Source organism: Streptomyces sp. NRRL WC-3549, assembly GCF_000721935.1.
In the GTDB taxonomy this organism is placed as follows: Bacteria; Actinomycetota; Actinomycetes; order Streptomycetales; family Streptomycetaceae; genus Streptomyces.
Genome location: NZ_KL585405.1, coordinates 22734 through 28259 on the forward strand (window position 1 = coordinate 22734; position 5526 = coordinate 28259).

General features: G+C 70.2%; 1 protein-coding gene. It reads left to right on the forward strand.

The genetic code is table 11. The features are described 5' to 3' along the window. Positions 1 to 475 precede the first annotated feature (475 nt). On the forward strand, positions 476 to 5488 hold the full coding sequence (locus tag IH13_RS0118125; protein WP_031085714.1) for an NAD-glutamate dehydrogenase: 5013 nt from the start codon (positions 476 to 478) through the stop codon (positions 5486 to 5488). The last annotated feature ends 38 nt before the right edge of the window (positions 5489 to 5526 follow it).

The window sequence follows — 5526 nt, forward strand, 5'->3', positions numbered from 1 at the left end:
GCCGAGTCGATGGTGGACGGCTGACGCACGGTAGGACAGGGGTTCGTCGCCGCCGGGGCGGCGGACGGGAGGTCCCCGCACGGCAAACCGCAGGTGGCCCGGCCCACGGGGAACGGCCGCGTGCCGTACGCCCTCAGAGCGGTCCACGCGATGTCCAGAGTGTCAAAGTTCGGGGCCTTGTTTTGTACATATGCGGCTCATGACGGTTGTGGGTGGGAGAGAGATAGCCTGGAGCCGTGATCAGCGCGATACGCCTCGGGGGCAGTGAAGCCCCCGGCCTCCGCCCGGAGCGCCACAGCACCCGGGTGATCCGCGCTTCCCACCACCAGGACCGACCGCCGAAAACGGCCCATCGCGTCCCGGGTATCTCCCGAGACGGCATAGCGTCGAACCAGACCGGAAACCCCGCGTCGTGGCGGTACGCCGTCTTTTACCACCTACGTCACGCAACGGCGCGCGACAGGAGCCAGAGGACATGCAGACCAAGCTGGACGAAGCCAAGGCCGAGCTGCTCGCACGGGCGGCCCGGGTAGCTGACAACGGTCCGGGCGGTGGTGTCGAAGGCCCGGGCGGTGCCCCACGGGTCCACCTCGCCGAGGCGGGCACCGGGGCCGATCAGGACGGGCGGCCGGTCCAGGACCAGGTGCTCGCCTACCTCCAGCGCTACTACCTGCACACCGCTCCGGAGGATGTCAGCGGCCGTGACCCGGTCGATGTCTTCGGGGCCGCCTCTTCCCACTACCGCCTCGCGGAGAACCGTCCCCAGGGCACGGCGAACGTGCGGGTGCACACCCCGACCGTCGAGGAGAACGGCTGGACGTGCAGCCACTCCGTCGTCGAGGTCGTCACCGACGACATGCCGTTCCTGGTCGACTCGGTCACCAACGAGCTGTCCCGGCAGGGCCGCGGCATCCACCTCGTCATCCACCCGCAGGTCGTCGTCCGCCGCGACGTCGCCGGCAGGCTGATCGAGGTCCTCGCCGACGACCGGCCGTGGGGTGACGTCCCGCGGCGCTCCAAGGGCCGCAAGGAGGACCGGCCCGAGCTGCCGCACGACGCCGTCGTGGAGTCGTGGATCCACGTCGAGATCGACCGGGAGTCCGACCGCGCGGACCTGAAGCAGATCAACGACGACCTGCTCCGCGTCCTGTCCGACGTGCGGGAGACCGTCGAGGACTGGGGGAAGATGCGTGACGCGGCGCTGCGGATCGCCGACGACCTCCCCTCCGAGCCCCTGGACGACCTCGGTGACGTCGAGGTCGAGGAGGCCCGTGAGCTGCTGCGCTGGCTCGCCGCCGACCACTTCACGTTCCTCGGCTACCGCGAGTACGAGCTCCGCGAGAGCGACGCGCTGACGGCCGTGCCCGGCACCGGTCTCGGCATCCTGCGCTCCGACCCCAAGCACAGCGCTGACGAGGCGCACCCCGTCAGCCCGTCCTTCGACCGGCTGCCCGCCGACGCCCGCGCCAAGGCGCGCGAGCACAAGCTGCTCGTCCTGACGAAGGCGAACAGCAGGGCGACCGTCCACCGGCCCAGCTACCTCGACTACGTCGGGGTGAAGAAGTTCGACGCCGACGGCAACGTCGTCGGCGAGCGGCGTTTCCTCGGCCTGTTCTCGTCCGCCGCGTACACCGAGTCGGTCCGCCGGGTCCCCGTCGTCCGCCAGAAGGTCGCCGAGGTGCTGGAGGGAGCGGGGTTCACGCCCAACAGCCATGACGGCCGCGACCTGCTCCAGATCCTGGAGACCTACCCGCGCGACGAGCTCTTCCAGACGCCCGTCGACCAGCTGCGCTCCATCGTCACGTCCGTGCTGTACCTCCAGGAGCGCCGTCGGCTGCGGCTCTACCTGCGCCAGGACGAGTACGGGCGCTACTACTCCGCCCTCGTCTACCTGCCGCGGGACCGCTACACCACCGCGGTCCGGCTCCGGCTGATCGACATCCTCAAGGAGGAACTCGGCGGCACGAGCGTCGACTTCACCGCCTGGAACACCGAGTCGATCCTCTCCCGGCTGCACTTCGTCGTCCGCGTCCCGCAGGGCACCGAGCTGCCGCACCTCACCGACGCCGACGCGGACCGCATCGAGGGCCGCCTCGTCGAGGCCGCCCGCTCCTGGGCCGACGGCTTCCAGGAGGCGCTGAGCGCCGAGTGCGGTGAGGAGCGCGCCGCCGAGCTGACGCGCCGGTACGGGCAGTCCTTCCCCGAGGGGTACAAGGCCGACCACTCGCCGCGCGCGGCCGTGGCCGACCTGGTGCACCTGGAGGCGCTCAAGAAGGACCGCGAGGACTTCGCCCTCAGCCTGTACGAACCGGTGGGCGCCGTCCCCGGCGAGCGCCGCTTCAAGATCTACCGGACGGGCGAGCAGGTGTCGCTCTCCGCGGTCCTGCCCGCGCTCCAGCGGCTCGGCGTCGAGGTCGTCGACGAGCGGCCTTACGAGCTGCGCTGCGCCGACCGCAAGCAGGCCTGGATCTACGACTTCGGGCTGCGCATGCCGAAGGCGAACGACGGCGCCGGCCACCTGGACGACGAGGCCCGGGAGCGTTTCCAGGACGCGTTCGCGGCCGTCTGGACCGGTGAGGCCGAGAACGACGGCTTCAACGCGCTGGTGCTGGGCGCCGGGCTCGACTGGCGCCAGGCCATGGTGCTGCGCGCCTACGCGAAGTACCTGCGCCAGGCGGGTTCGACGTTCAGCCAGGACTACATGGAGGACACCCTCCGCAACAACGTCCACACGACCCGGCTGCTGGTCTCCCTCTTCGAGGCCCGGATGTCGCCGAGCCGCCAGAAGGCGGGTACGGAGCTGACGGACGGACTGCTGGAGGAGCTCGACGGCGCCCTGGACCAGGTCGCCTCGCTGGACGAGGACAGGATCCTGCGGTCCTTCCTCACCGTCATCAAGGCGACGCTGCGGACCAACTTCTTCCAGCTGGCCGACGACCACGAGCCGCACAACTACGTCTCGATGAAGTTCGACCCGCAGGCCATCCCCGACCTCCCGGCGCCGCGCCCGGCGTTCGAGATCTGGGTGTACTCGCCGCGTGTGGAGGGCGTCCACCTGCGCTTCGGCAAGGTCGCCCGTGGCGGGCTGCGCTGGTCGGACCGCCGGGAGGACTTCCGTACGGAGATCCTCGGCCTGGTCAAGGCGCAGATGGTCAAGAACACCGTGATCGTGCCGGTCGGGGCGAAGGGCGGGTTCGTCGCCAAGCAACTGCCGGACCCGGCCGTCGACCGTGACGCCTGGCTCGCCGAGGGCGTCGCCTGCTACAAGACGTTCATCTCGGCTCTCCTGGACATCACCGACAACATGGTGATGGGCGACGTCGTGCCGCCCGTCGACGTGGTCCGGCACGACGAGGACGACACCTATCTCGTCGTCGCCGCCGACAAGGGCACCGCGAAGTTCTCCGACATCGCCAACGACGTCGCCGTCTCGTACGGCTTCTGGCTCGGGGACGCCTTCGCCTCCGGAGGCTCCGCCGGCTACGACCACAAGGGCATGGGCATCACCGCCCGCGGCGCCTGGGAGTCCGTCAAGCGGCACTTCCGGGAGCTCGGGCACGACACCCAGACCGAGGACTTCACGGTCGTCGGCGTCGGGGACATGTCGGGTGACGTGTTCGGCAACGGCATGCTGCTGTCGGAGCACATCCGGCTGGTCGCGGCCTTCGACCACCGGCACATCTTCATCGACCCGAACCCGGACGCCGCCGCCTCGTACGCGGAGCGGCGCCGGCTGTTCGAACTGCCGCGGAGTTCCTGGGCCGACTACGACAAGGACCTGATCTCGGCGGGCGGCGGCGTCCACCCGCGCAGCGCCAAGTCGATCCCGGTCAACGCGCACATGCGTGAGGCGCTCGGCATCGAGTCGCACGTCACGAAGATGACGCCCGCCGAGCTGATGCAGAACGTCCTCAAGGCCCGGGTCGACCTCCTGTGGAACGGCGGCATCGGCACGTACATCAAGTCCTCGGCCGAGTCGAACGCCGACGTGGGCGACAAGGGCAACGACGCGATCCGGGTCAACGGCCAGGACCTGCGGGCCCGGGTGGTCGGCGAGGGCGGCAACCTCGGGGCCACCCAGCTCGGACGGATCGAGTTCGCCCGTACCGGCGGCCGGATCAACACCGACGCGATCGACAACAGTGCCGGTGTGGACACATCCGACCACGAGGTGAACATCAAGATCCTGCTCAACGGGCTGGTGCGGGACGGGGACCTGACCCTCAAGCAGCGCAACCAGGTGCTCGCCGAGATGACCGACGAGGTCGGGCGCCTCGTCCTGCGCAACAACTACGCGCAGAACGTGGTGCTCGCCAACGCCTCCGCCGACGCGCCGTCCCTCCTCCACGCCCACCAGCGCTTCATGCGCCGGCTCGGCCGGGAGGGCCACCTGGACCGGTCGCTGGAGTTCCTGCCGAACGACCGGCAGATCCGGGAACTGCTCAACCACGACAAGGGGCTCAGCCAGCCGGAGCTGGCCGTGCTGCTCGCCTACACGAAGATCACGGCGGCCGAGGAGCTGATCTCCACGAGCCTGCCGGACGACCCGCACCTGCAGAAGCTGGTGCGCTCGTACTTCCCGCGGCTGCTCGGCGAGCGTTTCCCCGAGGCGGTGGACGGGCACGCGCTGCGCCGCGAGATCATCACGACGGTGCTGGTCAACGACACCGTGAACAGCGGGGGGTCGACGTTCCTGCACCGGCTGCGGGAGGAGACCGGGGCCTCGCTGGAGGAGGTCGTGCGGGCCCAGTTCGCCGCCCGGGAGATCTTCGGGCTGTCCTCGGTGTGGGACGCCGTCGAGGCGCTCGACAACCAGGTGGCGGCCGATGTGCAGACCCGGATCCGGCTGCACTCGCGCCGGCTGGTGGAGCGCGGCTCGCGCTGGCTGCTCGGCAACCGGCCGCAGCCGGTCGCGATCGCGGAGACCGTCGAGTTCTTCCGGTCCGGTGTGGAGGAGGTCTGGGCCGAGCTGCCCAAGCTGCTCAAGGGCGCCGACCTGGAGTGGTACGGCTCGATCCTCGACGAGCTGACCTCGGCCGGGGTCCCCGAGGAGCTCGCGGTGCGGGTGGCCGGGTTCTCCTCGGCCTTCCCGACGCTGGACATCGTCGCGATCGCGGACCGTACGGGCAAGGAGCCGCTGGCGGTCGCCGAGGTCTACTACGACCTCGCCGACCGGCTGGGGATCACCCAGCTGATGGACCGGATCATCGAGCTGCCGCGGGCGGACCGCTGGCAGTCCATGGCCCGGGCCTCCATCCGCGAGGACCTGTACGCGGCGCACGCCGCGCTGACGTCGGACGTGCTGTCCGTCGGCGACGGGACGTCCACGCCGCAGCAGCGGTTCACGGACTGGGAGGAGATGAACGCGGCGATCCTGGCGCGTTCGCGTTCCACCCTGGAGGAGATCCGCAGCTCGGAGTCGTTCGACCTGGCGAACCTGTCGGTGGCGATGCGGACGATGCGGACCCTGCTGCGTACGCACAGCTGACGCGGCGGGACGTGACATGAGGTGACCGGGAGCGGCGG

Bases quoted from the DNA above. Each gene is read 5' to 3' on its own strand.
- IH13_RS0118125 (WP_031085714.1), top strand. From the start codon at position 476: ATGCAGACCAAGCTGGACGAAGCCAAGGCCGAGCTGCTCGCACGGGCG.